A 24,741-nucleotide genomic window follows, 5' to 3' on the forward strand; every position below is an offset into this window, starting at 1 on the left:
TTTGACCTGTGAAGAATCGACCGAATTCGTGCGCCGCTTCAACAACAGCACGATAACCCGCGATGTTTGCCATAGAACTCAAGGCATCTAGCGCCTGAGCTCTCGAAATACGTGGCACAGAATCCATCGCCATCACGTTGATGTTACGAGTGGACAGTTGTTCCATTAATTCTGGGTTTTGAGCGGGCCAAATAAAGCTGACCAATGTGGCGCCATCTTTAAGCAATTCGATTTCATTTTTAGACTCGTCAACGATTGGAGCGTTAACTTTAAAGATAATATCGGACTTCCACGCTTCATCGGCGGTAACAACTTTTGCTCCAGCTTGTTCATAAGCTGTATCTTCAAAACTTGCTAACGCGCCGGCTTGTGATTCAACACAAACTTCAAACCCTAATTTTAGAAGCTGTTCTACCGATTTCGGCGAAGCAGCGACTCGCGTTTCTCCCGCGAGTGTTTCTCTTGGTACACCAATTTGCATAGCGATTCCTTGACTATTGGCACAATGACTTATTCGTTTGTATCTAACGAGAACTAATACTTCAAGCGTTTTGTTCAAAGAACAGGAAAAGTTATTACTTATAACGATTTAGTTGAGTTTTCGGCGCTTCATTTCAATCAATATTGGCCATCTCAAACAAAAAGGTCAAACCACTTTCTGATAATCCTTTAAATAACAACCTACTAGCTGTTCTTTATCCCTAAAACTAAAAAGAGCTTTCAGCATATACACTGAAAGCTCTCTAAATGATGACCAACATCAATTCTAACCCCAATTGGTTAGCTAAATATATTGTCGCCCATTTGATCAATGAACATCTGCGATTTCTTGAGCATCAATTCGTTGGCGTCTTCTTTGTTTGAAACAACATCAGAACGAATAAAACGATGAGTTTTGATTTCACCGTCGACTTCTTTCTCGATTCGCCCAGCGACACGATATTGACCAGATTCTGCAATGGCATCTTGGTAAATATTAAACCCTTTGTATTCTACTGGCTCAATGTCTACTTTTTGTTCAGTTTTTTCTTTGCCACCAAATAATCTAGAAAAGAATCCCACGTTTTTACTCCTTAAATGACCGTACTGACTCTAAACTATCATGACTATTTGCTGTTCAACAATGGCTTTTCATACCATTGCAATTCTACGTCATCATCAAAATTGTGTTGACTAAATATAACGGGCACATTGTCGTCACGTTCGCGTCTTCGGTCGTCAATGATCATGCTTTCTGCATTTTTGACCGCGATCTCACTATTTCGTTTATAGAGCACTAACTTGTCTTCTGGTAGGGCTGCAAGAAAATCGATATCAAAGCGAATGTAAATCGGTTTAAGTTGGCCTAACGCCAAACACGCGAGATCCGCCAGTTGTTCGTTGGTGTAACTAGACACATATTCCTCGGTAGTCAAAACATGACCAACAAGCGTTTCCATGTAATTGTGTACATCCACACTGATTTGCATACTACATCTCCGTTTGTAGTGTTTTATGATATTGCTCTTAACAACTTATTATAACTAACCGCTTGTTGTCACTTCCGTTTTTCATAACTGCCCATTTATCAGAATGGCCTGATTACCCTAACTGTCTGTTTATCAGGGCTATCAGTTCACTGTGACTATTTGCCTGTTATTACGGTTCGCTTATTCGTGATTAACCATTAATTGATACTATCAGCGTACGTTTTGTTAAGTATCTATAACAGCGAATTAATTTCTCATATATACTGTGTAGTTCGTTCTACGGTTAATAGCAACTCAAATACATATAAATATGGTTGCACCAATCTCGCCCTATGACCATGTTTTTGCTCTAATTTACGCAAAAAACTTGGCAATCGCTTGTTTAACCGTATGCTAAGTATAAAATTAAATTATAAGATCATCAGTACACTTTAGGCTCTCCACATAAATGGCATCTTCTTTTGTAACGTCGAGCTTGTTTCGATTTTGCTTTCCCTTACTTTTATTAGTAATGTTACTCGTAGGTATGAACAACGTCATTCTCGTGACGGAGTCAAACTTAGGGTTTGCTAGCAACCTCCCATATATTCTATTGAGCGTTGCCGTTCTGTTGTGTCATACATTCAGACAAGGCCGCATGGCAATGGTCTCTTCGACTATGCTTGTCGCATATCTCATTATCCAAGTTCGTTTGCAAACACCGCTAAACACAGGCACTACATTATTAGAGTTGTCTCTCCTTGCCACACTACTGCCAGTTACCTGCTTATTAGTCTATGCCTTCCCCGACAATGGCGTTAACTCTAAATCGATGTTCTTATATGCGTTGGTTGTGGTGTTGTTTATGGTCTGGGCACAGCTTATTGTTTCTCACTTCCATGCGGGCGGTTTTGAGTCGTGGAGCGAAGGCATACTGTTTACGGTAAGAGATTTTTCTAAGCTGCCATTTGTGCTCGTGTTGTACAGCCTTTGTTTATTAGGCTTAACGGCCATTTTGGTTTTGGTTTATAACCGCTCTATCGACGTTGTGGTTTATAGCGCTATCTTGCTTGCTTCATCTACCTTCACATTTTTTGATGTACAGTATATTTCGAGTACGATGTTTTCTTTGTCTGGAACATTGATAATCATCTATGTGATGTCAGCAAGCCACGATATGGCTTTTAATGACCAACTCACTAATATTCCTGGCCGACATGCATTAGAAGTCGATATGAAGCACTTAGGGCGTAAATACTCGATGGCGATGGTCGATATTGATCACTTCAAGACGTTTAATGATACCTACGGACATGACATTGGTGACGATGTTCTCAAGTTAGTCGCACGACTCATCACTGAGACTGGTGGCGGCGCACGTGCTTATCGCTATGGCGGTGAAGAGTTCACGATCATCTTTAAAGGTAAATACGCAGACCAAGTTAAAGCTGACCTACAGGCACTCATCTCTGATATCCAAAATTACGACATGATTATTCGTAATACTCACGAACGCCCTGATGATCATGAAGTGGGTATGAAAAAGCGCGGCCAAAGTAGTAACCCGACAGAAGTGGTGAATGTTACGGTAAGTATTGGAGTATCTGATAGTACGACGACCAAACACCCTGAAGAGGTTTTAAAATTGGCCGACAACGCACTGTATAAAGCCAAAGAAACGGGTCGCAACAAGTTGATTGTTAGTAACTAAGTAACTAAGTAACTAAGTAATTTAATCGGGAATGGCTAAAACGCTTCATAGCGCGATTCATTAATCAGAATAAAATCAATGAATACCAGAGAGGAAGATCAATCTTGGTTAAAGAAGATAACTAAGCTCCCTCCTTTCAAACTGCTTCCATAATTAATCGTCAATCCAATCCCGACATTGTCCACCCAATCATTAAACAGATTAGGATTGAGCAACCAGCCTACACTGCCTTCGTAATAGGACGATGTTCCCATAGATGCAACCGTATCGCCCCCGATATCAATTCTTCTGATACTTGAATACATCGAAGTAATGTTTTTATCCCAGCGTATTAAGTCGTAAAAGATCTTGGCTTCGTTTGCGATGTACCAGCCTTCAGGGTGCCCAATGTTGCCTTCATTCGCCTCACCCCAACCAATACCATTAAAGTAATGCCAACTGGTGCTTAGTTTGTATTTTCCCCAGTCATGCTTGTCTTCAAAGGTCAGTTTTACCTTAGGTTCTACGATGTATGCCCATGCGTCAGTATTCAGATACACGCCATCCAGTTGATCTTTATAAGGCTCAAGTAATGATGAGCGATATTCAAAGTCATTGCGATAATAAGAGATGTGGTTACCAATCGCCGAGCTAAAGCTCCAGTGTTCATCCAACTGGGTAACATTGGCAAATTCAAGATAACCAGAAACTACTGATTCTTTTTGAAAATCACTTTTCGTTGTCGATGCGTACACAACATCTTTCTCGATACGCAACGCTGATAGACGTAATGTTATTTCTTGATGATTACCTTCAATGTACTCTGGAAGTTCAAACGTATACGGAAAGCTGATCGAAGCAATATCTTTTCTTCGGCTCACAGAATCATTGGAACCAATGTCTTCGTTATCTAAACGAAAAACTTTATTGGGATCAAAGTTATTAATACCAAAAGTAAACACATCCGTATCGTTAAGCAATACGCTCGTCGCGAACGTGCGTTCGATATCCTTTCTAACTAGATCAGACAACGTAGTGGCACTCACTATTGCAGGGAAAACAGAGCAAAACAGCGGTAGGACAATCGCCTTGTTTGTTTTTACCAAAGGGCATAACTTTGAGTGTGGCATTTCTCTTATCACTAAATAACTTCCTAGCAGGCTGCTATCAGAAGTCTAAATTCAAACATAGAAAGGAGCTTGTCTATTAACGAGCAAGCTCCAAAATGTTGCGCTGTATAAAGGTATTTCTACCGCTTTGTTTAGCTTGATAAAGCGCTTGGTCAACCTTATCGTAGATAGACGCAATTGACTCATCGCCTCCCGGTATAAACGACAACACACCTTGTGACACTGTCACCCTATCAGACACCGTTGAATGATCGTGTGCGTAATTCATCTCATGAAGCGCTTCTTTGATTCTCATGGCCTGTAGACTAGCCGCTTCACTGTCCGTATCACTCAGAATTAAAACAAATTCTTCACCGCCATAACGACCAACATACTCACCCGCACGGACAAAGAGCTGTTTAAGGGTGCTTGCAAGCCCCTGTAAGCAACTATCTCCTTGAATATGGCCGTAATTATCGTTGTAGGGCTTAAAGAAGTCTACATCCAGTAGTATGACTGTCATAGGTATATTACGTCTTCCATGCCATGCAATACTTTCTTCAAGCTTAGTATCCATATATCGACGATTATACAATTTGGTAAGGCCGTCTTCGTTGGCCTGTTGTTGAAGGAGAATGTTGAGCTCTTCGAGTTTGGCGGTACTCTGCTTTAATTCTCGTCGCATATGAGCGATACGCTGCATCGCAATCAACTTGGAATTTAGAACAACTTTGTTAACTGGCTTAATCAGGTAATCGTCACCGCCAGCATCGATAGCCTTAGCGATCATTGCTGGCTCTTCGTGACCACTCAAAAATATAATAGGAACCCATTCTGGGAACCGACTACGAACCTCGTTAGCGACTTCAAAACCATCCATGTCTGGCATGCTAATATCGAGTAATACGAGTTCAGGATCAAAGTCAGAATAAACATCCAGGGCTTCTCTGCCGCTGCCTACAGCTTCAACAATATGACCCAGTTGCTTAAGCCGAATCGCAAGTTGCATTCTGTCTAGTTGAACATCATCAACCAGCAATATGCGCATCGAAGATCCCTTTTCTATCATCACATCACCTTTATCTAGTGTTGAATATTCAAAGTAGCTCAAATTTGGGCTTAAATCATGCCCTAATCTCTATATTATATTGACTTTTTTACAGATCTTTTTAGCATTGTTTCTTTTTAAAGAGAAATACTATGTCAGACGCTACAAACAACGAACCACAAGAAATCGATTTAACGACCATCTCGCCAGAGCTTCGTCAAGTTATCGAATTTGATGAAGTGCCAAAAGAGATGCACTTTATGGTTACTTCTATTCATGAAGTGTCTGAAGAAGCAGTACGTGAAGCATGGAATAGTCTTCCAGCAAGCGCACAAAATGTTTTGGACAGCTTCGAGCAGTTCCACGCTCTAATCAGTGTTAGCCAAGCTTTCGCTGGTGTTAACGTGATGGAAGAGTTCCCTACTCTTAAACTTCCAGAAGATATGTCTGACGAAGAAAAAGAAGAGTACCGAGCTCAACTGCTAGACCAAGTTCTACATAATTGTGTAAAAGACATGGTTAAACAAATCAAGAAAGCTCGTCGTGATGCTATCTTGAAGCGTGATTTTAAAGAAGTTTTTACTAAGTAAGTCGGGGCTAGCCTAGATTAGGCTGAGCGCTAACAGTATTACTTATTGACTAAGCCGCATGTTGCTTCAAACACGCGGCTTTTTTGTTTTCATTAATCTTATGTTTGCTAATGGTATCAGCGCTGCCATCGTGTCATGTCGTTCGCCGTTATGCTCATACACTCATAAAGTCTGGCGTAAAAAATACATTAACACAGTACAAACGTAACGCGTGTTTCCATTCATGGAATCAAGATCGAATTTTAGTGTACGAACACGTAAGGTATCAACGATGCACACTACCTAAGCTACAATTCCAATCTAAAACTAAGCCGAATCTTAAATCCAAGAAACCTGAACTAAAACATCAAAACCGCTTTAATGCGTAACCGCAATATCTCGCTGCGTGACACTCACACCTTTGATTTGTGCGTAAACTTGTTGACCAATTTCTAGGTTTAACTCATCCAGCGCCCACAGTGTGATAGTAGCCCACAGATAACATCCAGGTTCTAGTTCCAATTCGACAGCGACAGACTGTTTGTTAGAGCCCTGCTGATGCGTCTCTACGCTTCGAATGGTCACAGGAAGAATATTACGTATCGAAGTCCTTTGTGGCTGTTCTAGTGCGATAGAGACGTCATTTGCCCTAACTTGCAGCCTTACCGAAGCACCAATCTCACTTGACACTTTTTGAACCCATAACGATGTCGATTTTCCTAGCATTAAGCGAGACAGCGCATAATCATCATTGTGCTCAGCTAAAGTCGCTTCAAAAAGCGAACTTTGTTCTGAGAAAGATTGCCACGGCTGCATTGCTCTTGATGCCCATACCTCTTCGGTTACTCCCGATGAAATAACTTTGCCTTGCTCAATAATCACTAAGTGATTGGCTAAGCGTAAAATCTCATTAAGACTGTGAGTAACATAGATGATCGGGATCTGAACAGTTTCAGATAAATTTTCCAGAAACGGCATCACTTCACGTTTACGCGGCAGATCCAAAGACGCAAGTGGTTCATCCATCAACAGAATGCTTGGCTTAGATAACAGTGCACGGCCAATTGCCACACGCTGCTTCTCTCCGCCAGATAAGCGAGCTGGATAACGATCAAGTAACAAACCCAAAGATAACAACGAAACAATTTGGTCAAAATGCGCTTGATCGGCTCTTTTCATACCGTACTTAAGGTTCGCCGTCACCTTCATGTGCGGGAACAATCGAGACTCTTGGAACACATAACCGACATTGCGTTGGTGAGTCGGTAAATTAACGCCATTCTTGCTATCAAACAGAATGGTTCCAGATACACTGATCAAACCCTTATCTGGCTGTTTTAGACCACTAATCGCATTAATGAGTGAAGTTTTTCCCGCGCCAGAACGACCAAAAATTGCAGTAATACCGCTACTTGGCAGCTCCAAGTCGATATCGAAAAAGGTTTCACCAAGTTGTTGTTGATACTGGAGGACTAATGCACTCATGCGTTTCCTCCCAATCGCTGTGATGATTTTCTATTTAGCCATTCAGATAACATCAACGAACTAAGCGCAATCACAATAGAGATGACGCACAAACGCGCCGCTTCCATTTCTGCACCAGGGGTTTCGATAAAGGTATACATGGCCAATGGAATAGTTTGTGTTTCACCGGGGATATTGGAAACAAAGCTTATCGTCGCGCCAAATTCACCTAAGCTTCTTGCAAAAGAAAGCATTGTGCCGGTGATGATCCCAGGGATCATCAAAGGTAAAGTGATGGTGAAAAACACACGGATCGGAGAAGCGCCCAATGTAGCTGCAGCTTCTTCGAGTTTACAGTCTACTGTTTCTAAGCTGAGCCTGATAGAGCGAACCATTAACGGCAACGCGACGACAACACAAGCAAGTGATGCACCCTTCCAGCTAAAGCTGAATACAATACCAAACACGTCATTGAGCCATGCACCTATTACCCCTTGTCTGCCCATCATCACCAACAACAAATAGCCGATAACCACAGGAGGGAGCACCAAAGGCAGATGCACGATGCTTTCTATAATACTTTTGCCAATAAACTGCTTTTTAGCAAGCAGCCACGCTAAGCCAATGCCGATAGGAATAAGCCATAAGATGGCAAACCCAGCAACTTTCAAGCTCAACATTAACGCTTGATATTCGTATTCCGATAAATACATCATTTAGCGCACTTCAAATCCAAAACTGTTCAAGGTGTTCTTCGCGTTCTTGCTCCTTAGAAAAATATAGAACTCTTCGGCAACCACTTTATCGCTCAACTTCGCTACAGGGTAACGTATCGGGGTATGTAAGTCTGATGGGAATGTCGACACTAGGTTCACTTCTTTAGAAAGCAGCGCATCTGTTTTGTAGACAATGCCAAGTTTAGCTTCACTACGCTCTACCAATGCCAACGCCATACGAACATTGTTGCTTGGCGCTAATCGAGCTTTAACATCATTCCAAACACCTAAAGCTTCTAACGCTTCTTTCGCGTAGATACCCGCAGGAACCGACATTGTGTTCCCTACCGCAAGTCTTTCATTGGTAAGCAGTTTAGCCCATTGTTCACCCTTTGAGAGATTCAAAGATACTGGCACCTCTTTCGGAGAAATCAGCACAAGCTCGTTTTCACACAAGTTTGTGACATTGTCACTATAAACCAATTGGCGGTCGACTAAATACGTCATCCATTTGTCATTGGCCGAGATAAAAATGTCTGCTGGCGCGCCTCTTTCAATTTGGCGCACCAAAGAAGAGGTGCTCGCATAAACAGGAATCACATCGACAGAATGATTCTTTTCAAACTCTTCAACCAACAAATTTACTGCATTCGTCATCGATGATGCGGCATAAACTCGTAGTTTTTCAGCAGCAAAAAGATGAGTCGAACTCAACGATGTCGCAAATGCTAAGGTGACAAGGGTGACGAGTTTTTTCATTTTAATCACTTATCTATTATTCGTTTTATTTATGACCTAGAACGCTAGGCTCAGGCCAAAACCTTTAATTCAGGCCAAAGCAGGTCAAGATTTAAATGCTCTTCGATAGCATCAGCGATTCGATTAATACCCAACTCTTTAAGTTGTTCATGGTCAATCGCTTTTACGCCGTTGGCTCCCGCCCATCCGCAAATAAGCGACAACGCATCACTGTTATCGAATACGCCATGCAAGTATGTGCCAAATATCGAGTTATCTTGATTCACAGCGCCATCAAGGTTGCCTGATTCTAACTGAACTGGGAATGACGTTTCATTGACATCGGTCCTACCTACGTGAATTTCATAACCTTTTACTGGTGCTGTTTTTCCATCAAGTGTCATGTTGCCGCGTACGTTGGTTAAGGTCTTCTGCTGCGTTAAGATCGTTTCTGTATCTAAATACCCCAATCCTTTACTACTGCCCGGCTCACCTTCCACACCATCTGGATCGTGGATGATATTGCCTAACATCTGATAGCCACCACAGATCCCCATCACCTTGCCGCCTAAGCGAAGATGACGCTGAATGTCTTTATCCCAACCTTGTTCTTTTAGGTAATCTAAATCCGATCTTACTGATTTTGTACCCGGCAAGATAACCAAATCCGCGTTATTTACGCGCTCGTCTTTGCCTACGTAACGTAAATCAATTGAAGGGTTGAGTCTTAGTGCATCAAAGTCTGTGTGATTGCTGATTCTAGTTAACACCGGAACCACGACTTTAAGTTTAGCTTCTCCGTCAGACTCTTGCGCAGATGTGATGGCATCTTCCGCTTCAAGGTTAAAACCATGCAGGTATGGCAGTACACCAATTACTGGTTTACCGGTTTTCTCTTCTAACCAATCTAGACCCGATTGAAGCAGCGCAATATCGCCTCTAAAGCGGTTAATCACAAAGCCTTTTACTCGAGCTTGTTCAGATTCAGATAATAGAGCCAATGTTCCATATAGGTGCGCAAACACGCCGCCACGGTCGATATCAGCCACGATAATGACTGGGATATCCGCTTTCTCAGCAAATCCCATGTTGGCGATGTCATTTTCACGTAGATTGATTTCAGCCGGGCTACCTGCACCTTCAATCATCACACTTTCATATTCGGCAGAAAGTCGATCGAATGAATCAATTACCGTATTCATCGCAACTTTTTTATAATCGTGGTAGCCGGTCGCTTCCATGTTGCTCAGTGCTCGACCTTGAAGAATCACTTGCGCGCCTGTATCAGAATTGGGTTTTAGCAATACAGGATTCATGTGAACCGTCGGCTCAATATTACAAGCTTGCGCCTGAACGGCTTGAGCGCGACCTATTTCACCGCCATCTTTCGTCACAGCACTGTTTAAGGCCATATTCTGTGGTTTGAAAGGTGCCACTTTGATTCCTTTCCTTGCCAAGACACGGCATAAACCTGCCACCAAAACACTTTTCCCGGCATCTGACGTTGTGCCTTGAACCATAAGGGCGCTTAAAGGTGATCGCATTTGTACCTAAATCCTTAATTTCTTGATTTGTAATTGCTATCTGTTGGCAATATTTCTCTGCCACCATCTTAACGCCATTGCCGAGTAGATGCTCAATAAAATGAATGGAAAATGAATGTGTTACTCACTCTGCATTCAAACCGAGTGTTGTTTAATAGCCTCATCGAAACAAAGCTTCCAAGCGAAAAGAAGCGTATCAACTAAATGAAACGTTTCAACAAAACAACACTTAAGGATTCATCATGAAAAAAACTGTATTGGCTATCGCATCTACTATTATTCTTGCACCTACTTTCGCAATGGCTGGTGACCACCACAGCAATAGCAAACACGAGAACGCTATTGCTTACACAGGTCCAATAGAGACAGTTTCTGTTGCAACTCTACTTTCAGACACAAGTATGTTTGCAGAACAAGACACGGTTGTTGACGGCAAGATTGTTCGTCAGTTAAAAAGCGATACGTTTATCTTCTCTGACGGACAGAGCGAGATTCAAATTGAGTTGGACGATGACATCCGCCTAGCTGCACCTTTGACTGCAGACACAAAAATTCGTATCTTTGGCGAGTACGAAGGTGGCAAAACACCTGAAATCGAAGTTGATCACATTCAAGTTCTTTAAGCAGCAATCATAAATAACTTACTGTAATTAATAAGCTTCAATAAATTGGCCTGCATATTGCAGGCTTTTTTGTATATAATGCCGAAAATACAATTTATATGGAGTCACCATGCTAGGTCGCGCAAACAAGACAGTCCTTCTAGGGCTAGCTGCACTGTGTTCATTCTCTGCGTCTGCAAACAACTTTAACTACAACACATTCGAGCTACGCATGGGTACGAGCCCGAGTACGTTTGGTGGTGAAGTCACAACCATGTTTACCCAGAACTCTCATTTTGTTGCTCGTATCGATTCAGAATTTGAAAGTGATTGGGACGCAGCGGTAGGTATGGGATTCCACGGCCCAATAAGTCAATTTGCTGACGTTACAGGTCAAATGTTACTGCATAACATCGAACGTAATGACGACAACCACATCAAAACTGAAGTAAACATCGGTTTAAGAGCATGGATTTTGGCGAATGTTGAAGTCAATGCACGCCTTGGTCAGTTGATCGATAACGATGACACACGTTCGATTGTTGGTGTTGGCGCGCGTTTTCACTCAACAGATCAGCTTTCTGTAGGTCTAGATATGCGTAATAACGGTACTTACGGACACCAAATTTTGATGTCAGCTCGATTCGGTTTCTAGGCTAGATTCGATTTGTTACCTTGATCTAGTTGATTATCCTTATCCAGTTGAATCACTTTATCGAGTTAACTGATCTGGTCTCGCTTCATTTACTTAAATCTACACCTCAGAGATAATCCATCCATAAGTAGGTCTCGTTGATAAGTAGCTGTCGTTGATAAGCAATTTGGTACTTTGAGAAGTAATACGTAACAACTTCGAATTAAAAAAGCCCCGAGCATAATCATGCTCGGGGCTTTTTATTACTTTCAATTATCGCTCGCTATTAGCTGTGTTAACACTTAGCGAGCAATTTGCTTCTACAGAGCAACCATCAGCATCTTTTTCTGATGATCTAAGTACTCTTCGTAAGTTCCTTGGAAGCTAATCAGTTGCTGGTCTTTCACGTCAATAATGTGTGTCGCCAACGACGAAACAAACTCACGGTCATGACTGACGAAAATCAGCGTGCCAGTGTAAACCTTTAGTGCATCGTTCAGCGCTTGGATCGCTTCCATGTCCATGTGGTTGGTTGGTTCGTCCATCACAAGTACGTTAATGTCTTGCATCATTAGCTTGCCGAATAACAAACGGTTCTTCTCACCACCGGAACAGTTACGAGCCTTTTTGTTCGCATCATCAGCGGTAAACAGCAAGCGACCAAGAATACCACGTACCATTAGGTCATCATGTTTCACAGTACGCCACTGTGAGATCCAATCGAAAATGCTCAAATCGTTATCAAAGTCAGCTGTGCTGTCTTGTGGGCAATAACCTACAGACGCATTTTCAGACCATTTAACGATACCTTGGTTTTGCTCAAGCTCTTGAACTAAACATTTCAGCAATGTGGTTTTACCAACGCCATTCTCACCGATAACCGCAAGACGAGTACCCGCTTCAAGTAATAAGTTACCACCAGTAAACAGAGTTTCACCATCGAAACCATGGCCAAGGTCTTGAATCTCAAGCGCTTGACGGTGTAACTTCTTACCTTCACCAAAATCAATTGATGGGCTCATACGACTTGACGATTTCACTTCATCAAGCGTGATTTTGTCCATTTTCTTAGCACGAGAACTGGCTTGTTTCGCTTTAGATGCGTTCGCGCCAAAACGGTTAACGAAATCTTGAAGTTCGCTAATCTCAGCTGCTTTCTTCGCGTTACTTGCTAGAAGTTGGTCACGAATCAAACCCGACGCCTCTAGGAAGTACTCGTAATTACCAGGATAAACACGTAGCTCACCGTAATCGATATCCGCCATATGCGTACAAACAGAGTTCAGAAAGTGTCTATCGTGCGAAATGATGATCATTGTACACTTACGCTGATTTAGCTCTTCAGCAAGCCAGTTGATCGTGTGGATGTCCAAGTTATTGGTTGGTTCATCAAGAAGCAGGATGTCTGGGTTTGCAAACAATGCTTGTGCTAATAGAACACGTAGTTTCCAACCCGGTGCAACTTGCTGCATTAAGCCGAAATGGAACTCTTCTTCGATACCCGCTTGGATTAGAATGTCACCGGCACGGCTTTCGGCTGTGTAGCCATCCATTTCCGCGAACTCACTTTCAAGTTCCGCGACTTTCATACCATCGTCTTCGCTCATTTCAGGCAAAGAGTAAATGCGATCACGTTCTTGTTTTACTTCCCACAGTTTTCTGTCACCCATGATCACAACGTCGATAACGCTGTATTGTTCGAATGCGAACTGATCTTGGCTTAGAACACCCAGTTTTTCCCCTGGAGTGATAGAAACATTGCCCGAGCTTGGCGTTAACGCACCACTTAGGATTTTCATGAACGTTGATTTGCCGCAACCATTAGCGCCGATCAAACCATAGCGGTTGCCGTTACCAAATTTAGCAGAGATGTTTTCAAACAGCGGCTCTGCGCCAAATTGCATTGTGATGTTCGCGGTAGATATCAAAGAACTAATTCCTAAGCGTGTACTGACAGATAATTATTAGACGGACTAACGCGCCTAAATAAGAAGTACGAAAGTATGGATTAAACATAAAACGAAGCGCGGATTATATAGAGATCAGGATCACATTGTCGAGGTTAAACAGTGAACGGATAGCGAACAATGCACAATTAAATGCATTTCGTCGGTTATTCGGCCATAAAAAGAAAAAATCCCCACTAATTCCATTAGCAGGGATTCGATTTATCAAAAGTAAAAGTGTCAGATCTCGTTTTAACTAAAACCGCTTAACGCTATTTAGTTATTTTTTTCTGAACGTATTTTTGTCCTACATCGACAACCGCAACGTCTCTAAAGAAGCTTCTACCCAACAGAAGTGGGAAAGCAAGATGCGTTCGGTCTGCTAATGTAAACTCGGTTTTGTCTTTTAGATCACCGATTTGAATCGCAGCCACAACAACGGCACGTCGTTGTGTACCTTCAGCGCTTGATTGCTTGATCTTAACCCAGCGTTCTACTGGTAAACTGATCTCTTCGGTTGTGATGCCGTCATGTTCAATCTTGAACTTAACCCAATCTTTTCCGTCACGTTCAAAATCAACAATATCAACCGCACTGATTGATGATGTTGTTGCACCCGTATCTACACGTGCTTTAAACGCTTCTTTCAAGCCCGGAACAAACACCCATTCTTCTTCTCCAAGAATCAGTTTGCCATCGCTTGTCTTCGTTGCTTTTTCTACTGGTTTCTCAACCGGTACTGGCTTTTTCTCTGGTTCGGTTGGTTTTACTTCTTCAGGCTTCTCTGTAGGTTCCGTGACCTTCTCACCTTCAGTTGCGTCAGTCTTTGAAGAGTCATCCACAACAGGTTGTTCTATTTGAGGCTTTTGCTCTGGTTCGACAGGAACTTGAGTCGTCGTGGAGCAAGCAAAAAGGCCACCACTTAGCATTAGAGTTACAATCGCTTTCCAATTATACATTCAGTCACCTTCTATTTTGAAACGTTGGCTATCGCTTTCGCTACATAAGGAATATGAGATTCAGAAAGACCTGCAATATTGATGCGTCCATCACCAACACCGTAGATTCCATATTCTTCACGTAATTGATTCATTTGAGTTTCTTTAAAGCCTAGTACAGTAAACATACCTTTATGGCTTTCAATGAAATCAAATTGTGACGTGTTATAAGTATTTCGCAATTCATCGCATAAACTTTGGCGCAGATTTAACAAACGCTGTTGCATTTCACTTAACTCTTGCTTCCAAATCGTTGTTAGCTCTTGATTCTGAAGAATTGTTTTCACTAGAGCCGCACCATGATCTGGCGGCATAGTGTAAGTTGAACGGGCCAGAGTTAGAAGTTTACCTTTTGCGTTACCAACGTGTTCGCTGTTCTTACCAATAACGATCGCAGCACCTGTTCTTTCACGGTACAAACCGAAGTTTTTCGAGCAAGATGTCGTGATAAGCATTTCTTCAACATTGTTAGCCATATGCTGAAGACCTTTTGCATCTTCTTCTAGGCCATCACCGAATCCCTGGTAAGCGATATCAACAAACGGTAAGAAACCATTTTTCTGCGATAACTTAGTAATTTCCTGCCACGCTTCAAAATCGATGTCAGCACCCGTTGGGTTATGGCAGCAACCGTGCAGCAATACTACGTCTGAAGGGCCCGCTTTCGATAGGTCTTCTAGCATTTTTGCAGTATCAACTTGCTTGGTTTGAGGACTGAAGTAATTGTAGTAGCGAACTTTCAAGCCAGCCGCTTCCATGACCGGTTTGTGGTTAACGTAGCTTGGGTTTGAAATCCAAACTGTCGTGTCAGGTTGAGAAACTTTCATTAAGTCTCCCAACATACGAAGTGCACCACTTGCACCTGGTGTTTGAATCGCAGCAACACGACCCATTGCAGAAGTCCCTTTAAGCAAAAGATCAACCATGCTCTGGTTGAACTCTTCACAGCCTGCTAGGCCAACGTAAGCTTTGGTTTTCTGAGTCTCGACAACAATATCTTGAGCCATAGAAACGGCTTTCATGATAGGTGTTTCGCCTTGGTCGTTTTTGTAAACGCCAATACCTAAATCGACTTTGTCAGTACGAGGGTCGCCACGGTAAGCGACAGAAAGAGATAAAATTGGATCTAAAGTTGGTTTTGGTAGATGTGAAAACATGAAAGTCACAACCCTTTGAAATTCAAGTAATGGCCTCCAAGTTATCATTTTATTTACAATTTAAGAAACAGAAATTCATCAAAGTTTTGATTTTTAGGAGATAACTCTAGTTGAGACTGGTGCAATCTAATATTCCCTATTCCATATAGTTCAATATTCAATCAATTTACAAATTTAGAACGTCATAAAATAAAAAAGCCTCAACAGAGAAGCTAAGGCTACTAATTTGCACTAATGTAGGTTGACGTTAACTAACGAAAGTCTACTAGAGTCGGAACCGATGAATAATTTGGTTTGAACTACCACGCCAATCTAACATTGGGTCTGCTTTATCTTGTTCAAAGCGACCGTCAATCAAGGTATCAACGTATTCCAATACTTGCTTCTGCTTATCATCAAGCTCATCGAGTTCATAGCCAGTCCACATCCAGATGTCTTTACCTTCGCACTCCGCTTTCACACGCTGAACAAGCTTCAGTACTTCAGACACGTTTGCAGGATGCATAGGATCACCACCAGAAAGCGATAACCCGCGACGTTTAATTCGCGGATCCTGGAGATCTGCGATAATTTGGTCTTGCAGTTCTTGAGTGAACAAATGCCCAGAGTCTAACCTTTGCGTCGATTGGTTATAACACCCGCGACACTGGTGCACACAACCCGACACAAACAACGTGCAGCGTGTTCCTGGACCATTTACAACGTCGATTGGATGATATTGATGATAATTCATAAGACAGTATTGAAAACTCGTTATTACTTAATAGGTTAAAGTGCAGTGCTGTAAGAACTGAAACGAAAGAATTGGTACCGACATGAAGCCGATACCAATCTTATTTCTTGAACCGTAGCTCTTCTAAGTGAGCGAGCTAAAGATCGCAGACCTTAACTAGGATCCTTTGTTAGATCAAAGGTGCTTCACGCGGCGTTTAACTTCTTCTTGCTTACCGAAGTTAAACGGTCGTGCATCTGGGCTACCAAGGTAACCACATACACGGCGTGTTACGGATACTTTGGTTGAGTCATGGTTGCCACACTTAGGACACGTAAAGCCCTTACTTGTACAGTCAAACTCTCCGTTATATCCACACTCGTAACATTCATCAATCGGCGTGTTGGTGCCGTAGTAAGGAACACGTGTGTAGCTGTAATCCCATACGTTTTCTAGCGCTTCGATGTTCTTCTGCATGTTCGGGAATTCGCCGTAACAGATAAAACCACCACTAGAGATTTCAGGATAAGGCATCTCGAAATCGATCTTGTCGTATGGGTTCACTTTCTTCTGTACGTCTAAGTGGAAGCTGTTTGTGTAGTAACCACGGTCTGTTACGCCATCAATCACACCAAACTCTTTGGTATCGATGCTGCAGAAACGGCTGCATAGGTTTTCACTTGGTGTGCCATATAGGCTGAACGCGTAACCTGTCTCTTTTGTCCAAGATTCCACTTCACGCTTCATGTACTCCACTAGCTCAAGCGCTTTAGCACGCATTTCGCCATCGTCATACAGGTGAATATCTGTGCCGTAAAGTGCGGTCATTGCTTCGTGGATACCAATGTAACCAAGAGAAACTGACGCACGGCCGTTCTTGAAAATGTCAGCAATGGAGTCGTCTGCTTTCAAACGAACGCCACATGCTCCTTCCATATATAGGATTGGAGCAACACGCGCTTTCACGTTTTCTAGACGAGAAATACGAGTTTCTAGAGCACGACGAGCCAGCTTCAGTTTTTCATCAAGCAGCTCATAGAACTTAGCCATATCTTGCTTCGCGTTAATCGCGATACGTGGCAAGTTCAAGCTAACTACACCTAAGTTGTTACGTCCTTCATGAATCAACTCACCGTTTTCTTCGTAAGTATTCAAGAAGCTACGGCAACCCATAGGCGTTTTAAATGACCCTGTCACTTCTACTACTTTGTCGTAGTTAAGAATGTCTGGATACATACGCTTAGACGCACACTCAAGCGCTAATTGCTTGATGTCGTAGTTTGGATCTTGCTTCTGGTGATTCAAACCATCTTTAATCGCAAACACCAGTTTAGGGAACACGGCTGTTTTGCGGTTCTTACCCAAACCTGCAATGCGGTTTTTCAAGATAGATTGCTGGATAAGTTTTGAACCCCAGCTTTCGCCTAGACCAAAACCAAATGTTACGAATGGTGTTTGACCGTTAGCTGTGTGCAGCGTGTTTACTTCGTACTCCAGAGATTGGAACGCGTCGTAACACTCTTTCTCTGTACGAGAGATAGCAAAAGCTTCTGGGCTATGAATGTCCCACTCTTTCGCTAGAGATAAATGCTTCTCGTAGCTCGCCATTACGTAAGGCTCTAAAACCTCATCGATACGGTTAATCGTAGTACCGCCGTAGATGTGGCTCGCCACTTGCGCGATGATCTGCGCTGTTACCGCTGTTGCCGTAGAAATAGACTTAGGCGTGTCGATTTCCGCGTTACCCATCTTGAAGCCATGCGTTAACATGCCTTTCAGATCGATAAGCATACAGTTAAACATTGGGAAGAACGGTGCGTAGTCTAGATCGTGGTAATGAATGTCACCACACTCGTGAGCTTGTACGATGTCACGCGGCAAAATGTGAGTTTTTGCATAGTGTTTAGCCACGATACCCGCCAGCAAATCTCGCTGAGTAGGGATTACTTTACCGTCTTTGTTGGCATTCTCATTGATCAGATCAACATTGCTTTCTTCGATCAAGCCTTCGATCTCACGCGTTAAAGCGCTTTGCTTTTCACGTGCGATGTCACGGTCATGACGATATTCAATGTAGGCACGAGCCAGAGACTTATACGGTCCCTGCATTAGCTCATTCTCGACCAAAGTCTGAATTTCAGAAATATGAACTTCATCGTAGTCTTCGAGCTTCAACTCAACTGCTAATGCCACATTCAGAGCATAAATAGCAATTTCCTTATCGGCTTTGTCTGATGCTGCTTCCACTGCAGCTTGGATACGATCTCTACTGAATGGAGCTCTTGAGCCATCACGCTTGATTACGATTGATTTCACCACTTCTCCTTACTCTTGAGGTATTCACAGACTTATCCACAAACACACTATATAGAGCGATTTATCGTTTAACTAACACTAGATATTGTGGCGTATTTAACGAGAACCACCAACTTTGAGTATTGATTTGGATCAATAAAACGCGCACGCTGAACAAGATAAATCCAATATTATTACGTGAGTTCTCAAGTCGAAAAGAAACAATGCAACAATAAAAAAACTGCTAAAAAGAGTTGAATTTTTGGTAAGTGTTGTAGGATAACGGCTCAACTATATTGGACACCAAAATTAGGGATATTTGGGATGAAACGACTTCAAAAGTGGATAATGTTAGCTTGCTTACTCAGTAGCCAGACATTTGCTGAACCTTTGACCATATCCAGTTGGAATATCGAATGGTTATCAACCAACGAGGCTGTGAATAAGTTTTCTGCCCAACGCGATCAATCTGATTTCGACAAACTTGAAGAATACTTTCAATCCTTAGATGCGGATGTAGTCGCCTTTCAGGAAGTCGATGACATCAATGCCATTCAACGCATCGCTGGCGATCAATACAAAATCTTGATGTCTGATCGTTCATTGCCCAAAAACAGTAACCGACAATTCAAAGAAGTGAACCAATATACGGGCTTCGCGGTTCGTAAAGAAATCGCTCTCACTGACTACGCTGACTTTCCTCTGGAAACGAGTGCTAACAGCAAGCTTAGGTTTGCCAGTTATATGGTTGTGGAAACGGATTCAAAACCAATTCATATGTTGTCAGTGCATTTAAAGGCGGGTTGCAGCGGCGCGTATAAGTCTAACCGCGACTGTTCAAGGCTCAAAGACCAAGCTCAACAACTGAATAAGTGGATACAGCAAAGAGAACGTAAAGGCGAAGACTACGCGATTCTGGGCGACTTTAACCATAACCTCTCCTATTCAAGAGATTGGATGTGGAAAGATATGACGCAAAATACCGATGCTCAGTTGGCAACACGAAAAACTCGAGCAGATTGTAAGGTACGCTCAAACCGCAATAATCACCGTACACATCAGTTTCGTTCAGTGATTGATCATATTGTGGTGAGCAAGTCCTTGAATGCTTCTCCTGCGAAACAAAAGGTATTTGAAACGCAAGATGTGCTGGACTACAAACTCAGTGACCACTGCCCAGTTTCAACGACTATTAAATAGTAGATTTTAGATAACAGCAGATTGTAGATAACTGAAAATAATAGAAACAGTAAATATAGAAAGAGGCTGAATGACTTTCGTGCTGAAAGCGAGTCAACCTCTATGCTTGGTCAGCTCAGAACGGATAACGTCAAAGCCAATGTAATCAGCTATAAGCTTGCTACTAACAGGTTTTGTTCATACGATCCGCCAGCCACATTCCCACCAGCATGCTTATCATAAACACCCACACCGTCGGGTTGCCGCCACTTAGGCTGGTTACCGCAGGGCCTGGGCAAAAGCCTGCAATCCCCCAGCCTAAGCCAAACGCTGTAGATCCAAGAATCAGCTTTCTGTCTATCAACGGATTGTTACGGCTATCTAACGGCTCGCCATTGATGGCTTTAGCGCGCTTTTTAATGACCAGATGATAAAACGGTGCAAAGACCAATAGCGCGCCACCCATGACGAATGCCAAACTAATGTCCCAGTTACCGGTAATGTCTAAGAAGCCGAGTACCTTCTCAGGATCAGCCATCCCTGAGATGATCATGCCAGAGCCAAAAAGAATACCTGCGACCAAACCGATAACGATAGTAAATGAAGCGTTTTTCATTATGCCCCCAAGCCAGTCAGATTCTTGATAAACACGGTTACGATTGCCACACCCATAAATACACAGGTCGCAACAATAGAACGTTTAGATAAACGAGCCATTCCGACAATGCCATGCCCGCTAGTACAACCGTTCGCTGTTTTAGTACCAAAGCCCACCAGAAGGCCAGCAATAATCACTAAAGCGAGATTCATCTCTTCTAACTGCGGAAGTTGGTAGCCCGTCGGAATTAATAGCCAACCACTTGCGACCATTCCCACAACAAAGGCGATACGCCAGTGTTTTTCGGTGTTTGCTGTATCCGCATCTTTACGTTCTTTGTTGCTGGTGCCAGTTGGCAATAATCGGCTGACAATGCCACTAATGCCAGCAACTCGACCAATCCCCAACATTAAAACAATGGCCGACACGCCTAACAACATGCCGCCGAAAAAAGCATCCCAAGGAATCAAACTAAGCACAAACCTCTCCTATCCACAAACATCATAAACTCATAACAACCTATAAATTAGAGTTTACTAATAAATATAAATTAGTCAATGCTAATATACTGCGAGTATGTGTCGTTTTGTAAGTCTGGAATTAACAAGCGCCCTGCATGAAAAAAGCCCCTAGGCGTTAACCTAAGGGCTTATGATTTAATTCGGTTGTATTGGTTGTATTATGTAAGCTACTTAGTCTTGTTCTTTTCAGCTATCCACTGGGACATATACTTCGTGCTCGCCATGCTGTGGTGTTTGAGCATCGAACCAAAGAAGTTATCCAGTCGATGAGATTCAAGATCCGACTCTAACGCAATCAATCGCTCAATCAATGTGTCGCCCAGTTTATTCTGCTCGTAGTGCGCTTCAAGGATTGAATGACATCGGCTCTGTGCCTTAAGCCACTTCTCTTCATCTTTATAAAGGGCAACTGCAGCTTCAACAAATTCGTCGACATCATCAGCAACCGCACCTGGCCATTGCAGTTCTCCTTGTGGCAACATGCCTTCGCTGCCGATTTCACTGGTCACGTTCGGAGTCTGTAGCTTCATCGCATCAAGTAACTTGCCTTTAATGCCTGCGCCAAATCGTAAAGGTGCAACACACACACGAGCCTGCTCCATCACTTCTTGAGCGTCTTTCGCCCAACCTTTGATATGGAAGCCGGTTTTAGGGTTATGCAAAGCCGTCGCTTTCGGTGGCGGGTAAGATCCATAAATATGAAGTTCAGTGTCTGGCAACTGCTTGCGAATCTTCGGCCAAATCTTCTGTAACTGAAGTACGGCATCCCAGTTCGGTGCGTGTCTAAAGTTACCTATCGTCATGAAATGCTTACGTTCTTCAAAGCTTTTCGTGCTTTCAGGTAGAGTGTTGAGATCAACCATGAACGGCAAGTGATGAAGCAGTTTTGGATCGATATTGAACTCAGCTTGAAGCAGTTCCATCTCGTAGCTAGAAATGATCAACGAAAGATCACAACGCAGAATCGCAGCAATTTCACGTTTCGCTAAGTCACTGTACAAATGCGCTTTGGTCAGTTCAGTCTCTTTCTTAACCGCTTCGTGTCGAGCATTACGTAAGAACTGTAAATCTTCCGTATCCAGTAACTTAAAGGCATTCGGGCATACCTTTTCCACGCGCCAACCAAACTGCTCTTCCATCATGAAACGGTCAAACATCACGACATCGGGTTGCAGCTCTTCGATGTACTGGTCAAAGCTATCGCAATTCAACTGTATAGATTGGCTTGTGATGTCCTCTTCAGAGAGATCAATCATGTGCTCGGTTTCTTGAGCTGGCGTTGCAAATTCAACTGACCAACCTTGTCTCTTGAACAATCGTAAAAGTGACATCATATGGCTGCCAGCCGCCGATGAATTCGGTTCAGGCCAAACGTAGCCAATTGCTAAAACTTTCTTCAAAACACTTCCTAAGAAATAACAAAAGGGACTAGATTAGTCCCTAATTAAACGTTTATCGATGACGGTCGGTTTGTACCGCTGATTATAATTGGTTCTAAGAACTCAGCGATCAGATCCGCTCACCCACATTGCGAGCTATCATAAGCACTTCGTCAGCAGAGTACAGGTTTGAAATCGTGGTTTCGACCTCTGCTCCCAATGTCGACTGATACAGCTTCAGCGCAAAGTTATCCGCTCTGGTGGTCACTAAAACATGCTTTAGTGTTGAGCCTTGCTCCGCCAAATGCTGTTTTACCTGCGGCAGGGAATCTAGAATCAGCTTTTTGCCCAATCCTTTACCCTGTGCGCTTGGTAATACCGCAAGTTGTTCTAACTCTAATACAGCTTCAGGTCTAAACCCACTCTTCTGAACCCAGATGATGTAACCCACGATCTCACCTTCACTCTCTGCAACAAAGTTAAGAAAGCGTGGCGCGGCATTTAAGTTACATTGTAACCAATCTTTTGAGTTCTGTTGTCGAACAAACGTTGCTTGGTGGACTAAAGCCGCCCCATCTAGGTCGGCTTTAGTCATAAGACGTACTTTGGTTACTGTATCCATCAGCGTTATTCGCTCGCTGAATTCGGGTGTGTTTTACAGTGTAAAATGGCTCTTTCTAAAAGCTCTAACGCAGATTTGTCGGCTTCTGGAAGCTTAGCATCTGATTGACCTAGTGGTTCAACACGGCTACCCCATTTAATATGGCCAGCACCCCACGTTAAACCCGCTCCAAATGCCGCAACAAGAATGTTGTCGTTAGGCTTAACGAAACCTTGTTCTAGCGATTCACACAATGCGATTGGCACAGTCGCTGCGGATGTGTTGCCGTAGTTTTGGATATTAACAAACGCTTTCTCGCGATCGATACCCGCCATATCACACAGAGTTTGAATGATTCGGATGTTCGCTTGGTGCGGAATAACAACGTCAATGTTGTCGGTTGAGATACCTGTGCGGCTCAATACTGTGTGTGCCGCTGCGCCCATGCCTTTCACTGCACGTTTAAAGATCTCTTTACCAACGAAATCAAAGTCCCAGTAGCCGTTATCAGCCGCAAAGCGGTCCATAGAAGTACCGAATTTTGGTACCGCTAGAATATCACGGCCTTCAGCATCACAACCGATCTGAGCTTCTTGTAAGCCAACTTGCTCTTCAGTGCGAGATAGAACCACTGCACCAGCGCCATCACCGAACAGAACTGCAGTATCACGCTTGGTCCAGTCGATGAAGAATGACAGACGCTCAGCACCGACAACGATAGCATTGCGGTAGTTACCCGCTTGAATCAGTCGAGTCGCGGTTTCAACACCGTAAATGAAGCCAGTACACGCTGCGTTAAGGTCGAAAGCCGCTGCACTTTTAATGCCTAGGTTCTGTTGAACCTTCGACGCAGTATTTGGAATAAGAGAATCTGGGCTGCACGTCGCGATGATAACAAGATCGATATCTTCAGCGGTTAGGCCAGCACACGCCATTGCATGTTTCGCTGCAACAGTCGCGAGTTCAGAGGTATTTACATGACTGATACGACGGTTTTCGATACCAGTTCGAGTTCGAATCCACTCGTCAGACGTATCAATGAAAGTGCTTAGATCATCATTGGACAGCACGGCTGGTGGCAGACACTTTCCCCAGCCAGTAATTTCGGCGTAAAATTTTGTCATCATTTACCTGTTTATTGTTTGTTTTTATTTAAGTATCGTATTCTAGTTTTAAACAGTATAAGCGCTCCGTGCGTGATTCGTAAATCGCGTTAGCAACGGAGTTACAATAAAAAGAGAAAGTTATGTCTACATTCAACACACGATGCCCTTCTTGTAATGGCGTAAACCGCGTTCCTTCAGAAAGAATTTCAGAAAGCCCAACTTGTGGTAAATGCAAAACAGCATTGCTCGATGGCGCTCCTATCGAGGGAACGTCACTTAATTTCCAATCTATCTTGAACAGTTCACAGCCTGTGGTTGTCGATTTCTGGGCGACATGGTGCAACCCATGTGTGGGCTTTGCGCCAGTGTTCAGTGACGTCGCAAAAGAGCGTTCGGGAGATGTTCGATTCGTTAAGATTGATACTGAAGCTCAGCAACAACTTGCCGCGATGTACCAAATCAGAAGTATTCCCACGGTGATGGTGTTTAAAGACGGTAAACGTGTCGATACGATTAACGGTGCGTTACCAAAAGGCCAATTTGATCAATGGCTTAATCAAGCTCTGGCCAAATAGACCCGTATTTATATCGCTTTTAATTTAGCTTGTGCTTGAAGAAAGCGCCAAAAAATAGGTTAGAGAGCCTTGCGAAAATAAGACTCCCTAACCTACTGTAAAACAATCAGTT

General features: G+C 43.0%; 24 protein-coding genes and 1 pseudogene. 6 read left to right on the forward strand and 19 right to left on the reverse strand.

What is annotated here, in order from left to right; all coding sequences use genetic code 11:
- From pntA to IQO02_RS14910, 3 genes and pseudogenes are all read right to left on the reverse strand, one after another.
- Positions 1-481 (reverse strand): annotated as a pseudogene (gene pntA / locus IQO02_RS22240) (NAD(P)(+) transhydrogenase (Re/Si-specific) subunit alpha); the annotation flags it as partial.
- Between the two features lie 299 nt (positions 482-780).
- Positions 781-1,062 carry an HlyU family transcriptional regulator gene (locus IQO02_RS14905; protein ID WP_010429698.1) on the reverse strand — a complete coding sequence of 94 codons (282 nt, stop codon included), beginning with the start codon at positions 1,060-1,062 and terminating at the stop codon, positions 781-783.
- A gap of 44 nt (positions 1,063-1,106) precedes the next feature.
- On the reverse strand, positions 1,107-1,469 hold the full coding sequence (locus IQO02_RS14910; protein ID WP_010429701.1) for a late competence development ComFB family protein: 363 nt from the start codon (positions 1,467-1,469) through the stop codon (positions 1,107-1,109).
- A gap of 448 nt (positions 1,470-1,917) precedes the next feature.
- On the opposite strand from IQO02_RS14910, the gene IQO02_RS14915 reads away from it, so the two are divergent.
- On the forward strand, positions 1,918-3,159 hold the full coding sequence (locus tag IQO02_RS14915; protein ID WP_171342274.1) for a GGDEF domain-containing protein: 1,242 nt from the start codon (positions 1,918-1,920) through the stop codon (positions 3,157-3,159).
- Positions 3,160-3,257: 98 nt separating this feature from the next.
- Here IQO02_RS14915 and IQO02_RS14920 read toward each other — a convergent pair whose 3' ends face one another.
- Both IQO02_RS14920 and IQO02_RS14925 read right to left on the reverse strand, forming a co-directional pair.
- Positions 3,258-4,268: a Solitary outer membrane autotransporter beta-barrel domain gene (locus tag IQO02_RS14920; protein WP_102282416.1), complete on the reverse strand. Its 1,011-nt coding sequence runs from the start codon at positions 4,266-4,268 to the stop codon at positions 3,258-3,260.
- 76 nt (positions 4,269-4,344) lie between these two features.
- Positions 4,345-5,316: a GGDEF domain-containing protein gene (locus IQO02_RS14925; RefSeq protein ID WP_016795356.1), complete on the reverse strand. Its 972-nt coding sequence runs from the start codon at positions 5,314-5,316 to the stop codon at positions 4,345-4,347.
- A 131-nt stretch (positions 5,317-5,447) separates the two neighbouring features.
- Here IQO02_RS14925 and IQO02_RS14930 point away from each other — a divergent pair, with 131 nt between their 5' ends.
- A complete protein-coding gene (locus IQO02_RS14930) occupies positions 5,448-5,885 on the forward strand; it encodes a DUF3069 domain-containing protein (protein WP_193838590.1) in 438 nt (145 codons plus the stop codon).
- Between the two features lie 357 nt (positions 5,886-6,242).
- Here IQO02_RS14930 and modC read toward each other — a convergent pair whose 3' ends face one another.
- From modC to IQO02_RS14950, 4 genes are read right to left on the reverse strand one after another with little or no spacing between them, the layout of a single operon-like run.
- Entirely contained in the window at positions 6,243-7,349 is a 1,107-nt protein-coding gene (modC, locus tag IQO02_RS14935; RefSeq protein WP_010429714.1) for a molybdenum ABC transporter ATP-binding protein ModC, read from the reverse strand.
- Positions 7,346-8,044, reverse strand: coding sequence for a molybdate ABC transporter permease subunit (gene modB / locus IQO02_RS14940; protein WP_016767194.1), 699 nt, complete (start codon positions 8,042-8,044; stop codon positions 7,346-7,348). The genes modC and modB overlap by 4 nt, the downstream gene beginning before the upstream one ends.
- A complete protein-coding gene (modA, locus tag IQO02_RS14945) occupies positions 8,045-8,803 on the reverse strand; it encodes a molybdate ABC transporter substrate-binding protein (RefSeq protein WP_016785257.1) in 759 nt (252 codons plus the stop codon). It lies immediately after the preceding gene.
- Between the two features lie 50 nt (positions 8,804-8,853).
- On the reverse strand, positions 8,854-10,326 hold the full coding sequence (locus tag IQO02_RS14950) for a cobyric acid synthase (RefSeq protein ID WP_016792866.1): 1,473 nt from the start codon (positions 10,324-10,326) through the stop codon (positions 8,854-8,856).
- Between the two features lie 242 nt (positions 10,327-10,568).
- On the opposite strand from IQO02_RS14950, the gene IQO02_RS14955 reads away from it, so the two are divergent.
- The gene (locus tag IQO02_RS14955) at positions 10,569-10,949 is read left to right on the forward strand and encodes a YgiW/YdeI family stress tolerance OB fold protein (protein ID WP_010429722.1); all 381 of its coding nucleotides are present in this window, start codon (positions 10,569-10,571) and stop codon (positions 10,947-10,949) included.
- Between the two features lie 109 nt (positions 10,950-11,058).
- Positions 11,059-11,583, forward strand: a complete 525-nt coding sequence (locus tag IQO02_RS14960) for a hypothetical protein (RefSeq protein ID WP_010429725.1) — start codon at positions 11,059-11,061, stop codon at positions 11,581-11,583.
- 299 nt (positions 11,584-11,882) lie between these two features.
- Here the strand turns inward: IQO02_RS14960 and IQO02_RS14965 are convergent, their stop codons facing one another.
- The 5 genes from IQO02_RS14965 to nrdD all read right to left on the reverse strand — a co-directional run bounded on the left by IQO02_RS14965 (position 11,883) and on the right by nrdD (position 18,691).
- Positions 11,883-13,490, reverse strand: a complete 1,608-nt coding sequence (locus IQO02_RS14965; RefSeq protein WP_010429727.1) for an ABC-F family ATPase — start codon at positions 13,488-13,490, stop codon at positions 11,883-11,885.
- Between the two features lie 290 nt (positions 13,491-13,780).
- Positions 13,781-14,467, reverse strand: a complete 687-nt coding sequence (locus tag IQO02_RS14970) for a RimK/LysX family protein (protein WP_010429729.1) — start codon at positions 14,465-14,467, stop codon at positions 13,781-13,783.
- A gap of 11 nt (positions 14,468-14,478) precedes the next feature.
- Complete coding sequence (locus tag IQO02_RS14975; RefSeq protein ID WP_010429732.1) at positions 14,479-15,663, reverse strand: amino acid aminotransferase; 1,185 nt, start codon at positions 15,661-15,663, stop codon at positions 14,479-14,481.
- Positions 15,664-15,928: 265 nt separating this feature from the next.
- Positions 15,929-16,396, reverse strand: a complete 468-nt coding sequence (gene nrdG / locus IQO02_RS14980; protein WP_010429735.1) for an anaerobic ribonucleoside-triphosphate reductase-activating protein — start codon at positions 16,394-16,396, stop codon at positions 15,929-15,931.
- A 174-nt stretch (positions 16,397-16,570) separates the two neighbouring features.
- Entirely contained in the window at positions 16,571-18,691 is a 2,121-nt protein-coding gene (nrdD, locus tag IQO02_RS14985; protein ID WP_102282417.1) for an anaerobic ribonucleoside-triphosphate reductase, read from the reverse strand.
- 303 nt (positions 18,692-18,994) lie between these two features.
- Here nrdD and IQO02_RS14990 point away from each other — a divergent pair, with 303 nt between their 5' ends.
- Positions 18,995-19,870: an endonuclease/exonuclease/phosphatase family protein gene (locus IQO02_RS14990; RefSeq protein ID WP_010429742.1), complete on the forward strand. Its 876-nt coding sequence runs from the start codon at positions 18,995-18,997 to the stop codon at positions 19,868-19,870.
- Positions 19,871-20,033: 163 nt separating this feature from the next.
- On the opposite strand, the gene IQO02_RS14995 is transcribed toward IQO02_RS14990, so the two are convergent.
- From IQO02_RS14995 to IQO02_RS15015, 5 genes are all read right to left on the reverse strand, one after another.
- Positions 20,034-20,465, reverse strand: coding sequence for a YeeE/YedE family protein (locus IQO02_RS14995; protein ID WP_010429745.1), 432 nt, complete (start codon positions 20,463-20,465; stop codon positions 20,034-20,036).
- A complete protein-coding gene (locus IQO02_RS15000; RefSeq protein WP_010429747.1) occupies positions 20,465-20,926 on the reverse strand; it encodes a YeeE/YedE family protein in 462 nt (153 codons plus the stop codon). Before IQO02_RS15000 ends, IQO02_RS14995 begins: the two co-directional genes overlap by 1 nt.
- Positions 20,927-21,135: 209 nt before the next feature.
- On the reverse strand, positions 21,136-22,368 hold the full coding sequence (locus IQO02_RS15005; RefSeq protein ID WP_016792863.1) for a glycosyltransferase: 1,233 nt from the start codon (positions 22,366-22,368) through the stop codon (positions 21,136-21,138).
- 109 nt (positions 22,369-22,477) lie between these two features.
- Positions 22,478-22,942, reverse strand: a complete 465-nt coding sequence (locus tag IQO02_RS15010; RefSeq protein ID WP_016785268.1) for a GNAT family N-acetyltransferase — start codon at positions 22,940-22,942, stop codon at positions 22,478-22,480.
- A gap of 32 nt (positions 22,943-22,974) precedes the next feature.
- The gene (locus IQO02_RS15015; RefSeq protein WP_016785269.1) at positions 22,975-24,072 is read right to left on the reverse strand and encodes a ketoacyl-ACP synthase III; all 1,098 of its coding nucleotides are present in this window, start codon (positions 24,070-24,072) and stop codon (positions 22,975-22,977) included.
- 122 nt (positions 24,073-24,194) lie between these two features.
- Between IQO02_RS15015 and trxC the strand changes: the two genes are divergently transcribed.
- Positions 24,195-24,629, forward strand: a complete 435-nt coding sequence (gene trxC / locus IQO02_RS15020; RefSeq protein WP_016787647.1) for a thioredoxin TrxC — start codon at positions 24,195-24,197, stop codon at positions 24,627-24,629.
- Positions 24,630-24,741 lie beyond the last annotated feature (112 nt).

Origin of the sequence: Vibrio sp. OPT24 (genome assembly GCF_015163545.1) — a bacterium.
GTDB lineage: Bacteria > Pseudomonadota > Gammaproteobacteria > Enterobacterales > Vibrionaceae > Vibrio > Vibrio cyclitrophicus.

Bases quoted from the DNA above. Each gene is read 5' to 3' on its own strand.
- IQO02_RS14925 (WP_016795356.1), bottom strand. From the start codon at position 5,316: ATGATAGAAAAGGGATCTTCGATGCGCATATTGCTGGTTGATGATGTT.
- IQO02_RS14910 (WP_010429701.1), bottom strand. From the start codon at position 1,469: ATGCAAATCAGTGTGGATGTACACAATTACATGGAAACGCTTGTTGGT.
- IQO02_RS14920 (WP_102282416.1), bottom strand. From the start codon at position 4,268: ATGCCACACTCAAAGTTATGCCCTTTGGTAAAAACAAACAAGGCGATT.
- IQO02_RS14975 (WP_010429732.1), bottom strand. From the start codon at position 15,663: ATGTTTTCACATCTACCAAAACCAACTTTAGATCCAATTTTATCTCTT.
- IQO02_RS14990 (WP_010429742.1), top strand. From the start codon at position 18,995: ATGAAACGACTTCAAAAGTGGATAATGTTAGCTTGCTTACTCAGTAGC.
- IQO02_RS14915 (WP_171342274.1), top strand. From the start codon at position 1,918: ATGGCATCTTCTTTTGTAACGTCGAGCTTGTTTCGATTTTGCTTTCCC.
- nrdG (WP_010429735.1), bottom strand. From the start codon at position 16,396: ATGAATTATCATCAATATCATCCAATCGACGTTGTAAATGGTCCAGGA.
- IQO02_RS15010 (WP_016785268.1), bottom strand. From the start codon at position 22,942: ATGACTAAAGCCGACCTAGATGGGGCGGCTTTAGTCCACCAAGCAACG.
- trxC (WP_016787647.1), top strand. From the start codon at position 24,195: ATGTCTACATTCAACACACGATGCCCTTCTTGTAATGGCGTAAACCGC.
- modB (WP_016767194.1), bottom strand. From the start codon at position 8,044: ATGATGTATTTATCGGAATACGAATATCAAGCGTTAATGTTGAGCTTG.
- IQO02_RS14960 (WP_010429725.1), top strand. From the start codon at position 11,059: ATGCTAGGTCGCGCAAACAAGACAGTCCTTCTAGGGCTAGCTGCACTG.
- modC (WP_010429714.1), bottom strand. From the start codon at position 7,349: ATGAGTGCATTAGTCCTCCAGTATCAACAACAACTTGGTGAAACCTTT.
- IQO02_RS14930 (WP_193838590.1), top strand. From the start codon at position 5,448: ATGTCAGACGCTACAAACAACGAACCACAAGAAATCGATTTAACGACC.
- IQO02_RS14995 (WP_010429745.1), bottom strand. From the start codon at position 20,465: ATGAAAAACGCTTCATTTACTATCGTTATCGGTTTGGTCGCAGGTATT.
- IQO02_RS14950 (WP_016792866.1), bottom strand. From the start codon at position 10,326: ATGCGATCACCTTTAAGCGCCCTTATGGTTCAAGGCACAACGTCAGAT.
- IQO02_RS15015 (WP_016785269.1), bottom strand. From the start codon at position 24,072: ATGACAAAATTTTACGCCGAAATTACTGGCTGGGGAAAGTGTCTGCCA.
- IQO02_RS14955 (WP_010429722.1), top strand. From the start codon at position 10,569: ATGAAAAAAACTGTATTGGCTATCGCATCTACTATTATTCTTGCACCT.
- modA (WP_016785257.1), bottom strand. From the start codon at position 8,803: ATGAAAAAACTCGTCACCCTTGTCACCTTAGCATTTGCGACATCGTTG.
- IQO02_RS14970 (WP_010429729.1), bottom strand. From the start codon at position 14,467: ATGTATAATTGGAAAGCGATTGTAACTCTAATGCTAAGTGGTGGCCTT.